The 1,980-nt window shown below is 54.6% G+C and carries 2 protein-coding genes; both read right to left on the bottom strand.

Annotated features, from left to right (window positions below):
- Positions 1-1,207, bottom strand: a 1,207-nt coding sequence (locus C8R34_RS16115) for a type I restriction enzyme HsdR N-terminal domain-containing protein (protein WP_132467160.1), incomplete at its 3' end; no start/stop codon positions are given.
- Between the two features lie 20 nt (positions 1,208-1,227).
- Positions 1,228-1,869: a hypothetical protein gene (locus C8R34_RS16120; protein WP_132467161.1), complete on the bottom strand. Its 642-nt coding sequence runs from the start codon at positions 1,867-1,869 to the stop codon at positions 1,228-1,230.
- Between the last annotated feature and the right edge of the window lie 111 nt (positions 1,870-1,980).

A 1,980-nucleotide genomic window follows, 5' to 3' on the forward strand; every position in this document is an offset into this window, starting at 1 on the left:
ACACGTGCGCACGGCCGTCGTCGTTCATGATCATCGCTATCCGCGCAACGGAGGCCATTTGCTTCGATGCGTCAAAACCCCATAGCTTGTCGTGGGCGAAATCAAAAATGTACTTCGAGATTTGCCTCGGCGTGAACTTTCCACCGCCAATTTCCCCGGCGACGTGAAGCAGACTATTGATGAGGAATGCTCCAGAGCCGCAACACGGGTCGAGGATCAGCGTTTGCCGATCCGGGTTTGCCATCTCCACGATGGCGCTCACCACCGGACGGGGAGTCATGAACTCCTTAAACTCTTGCCGCATGTCGCCTGAGATGAAGGTCTCGAAGGCTCGGCCCTTCTGATCAACGGGAGTCTGCTGGAAGGAGTGTTTTTGCAACTCCCCGACGATTTGTGCCAAGCAGTCATTCGTGAGCGCAATGTCGTCTTCTTGACGAAAGACGTCTGCAATCTCGCTGTCCTCTTCGGCTGCCAATTTGTAGATCTGCCGCAGCCGCTGAGCAGTGACGTTGGGGCTTTCGGGCTCTTTTGATGCGCCGTGCGTAAGGATTTGGAATTCAAAGTCAGAAGTCTTGGACTCGTCCTGCAATTTCACCAGCAGCACTTTCAGAAACTCATGGAAAGCCTGGTCTGGCTTCAAATGACTCAGATTGCGGATCAAGTTGTGACAACGCCGGAATGCCGTGGTGATCTGCTTGTCGTCCTTGAACGGGACAAGGCTAGTGACCTTGTACTTTGGTGCTCCGCCATAGGGCGGGATATCACTGATGGGTGACGCGTCCTCCGGGTAGCGATTGACGATTTCAAAAGTCGAGTTGTCGGCTCCGTTCGTCCACCATACCCAAACCGCTCGAAGGATCGTCGCGTAGCGCTGACCTTGCTTCTCGCCGTCGCTTCGATTCGGTTTCTTCGCCTCAACAACGATGAGGGGGCGCTTTTTTGTCGTGTCCGAGCACACAACAATGTCCGCATAGCGTGGCGTTTCATCCTCTCGGATTACCACCGGATATTCAATGTCAATGTACTCAGCCGGGTATCCGTACTTGGTAATAAGCAGGTTATACGCATCCATCCGAACTTTTTCTTCAGGGTGGCCGGTTCCCGCTTGGCGACGCCTACCACCCAGCGCCGGATATACGGCGTACTCGACACCTTCATCAAGCTCCAAGTAGGCAAGCACGGATTTTGCGGATGCTTTTGTTTTCATTGTTGGCAACCCTTTGTAATTCAGTTACTTGAGAAATAGATAATGTCTTCCAGCGCAACCTTGCCCTTAGCAAGCCCAAGTCGCATTGCCGGTGTCTTGCCGTCCTGACCGGACAGGCAGAAGTTGTAGAACACCCGGAAGATACCCAGCATCTTCACGATCATCGCCGGGTTGTATGCGCTGTAGCCGTACCACGTCCGGCCGGCGCTGCTGGAACTGGCAATCGGACGTTCCAGAATCGACAACCGGCGCCGGACCTGCATGAAGAAACAGTCGATGGCGTGCAGACTGGCCTTGTTGTAAAGCCGCGCCAGGTGGTCGGCGTCGTAGTCGCCGAAGTCGGTCAGGTAGCACGCCGCCCGTTCCGGCTCGCTCATATTCGGAAACGGGTGAATCAACCACTTGTCCTGCCACTTGCCGCGCGGCGCCATGTGGGCGATCCGCTCCTTGATCAGCAGGTTCTCGATCTCCGTATCAGACAGGCCGGGATTTGCTTGCCGGGCCAGATCAAACTCTGCGCGACTGGCGGCGATGATCTGCCGCTTTTCGGTGATTGTCCGTTCCTTGGCAATCCGCACAAAGAAAGCGTCGGCCCGCCGGGCGGAAATTTCCGACTGAAACGCGGCAAGGCAGGCGGCACGCATCCCGGAGTCCTGATCCATGAAGAACCGCAACTTCGGGTATAGGAAAAATAAACCACCTTTTCCATAAGTTTTGAATGTACTGAAAGCTGGCTCAATTGTCAAACACGGTGATAATCGATTGAAAAATTA

The organism is Nitrosomonas sp. Nm84 (assembly GCF_003201565.1).
Taxonomy (GTDB): Bacteria; Pseudomonadota; Gammaproteobacteria; order Burkholderiales; family Nitrosomonadaceae; genus Nitrosomonas.

Bases quoted from the DNA above. Each gene is read 5' to 3' on its own strand.
- C8R34_RS16120 (WP_132467161.1), bottom strand. From the start codon at position 1,869: ATGGATCAGGACTCCGGGATGCGTGCCGCCTGCCTTGCCGCGTTTCAG.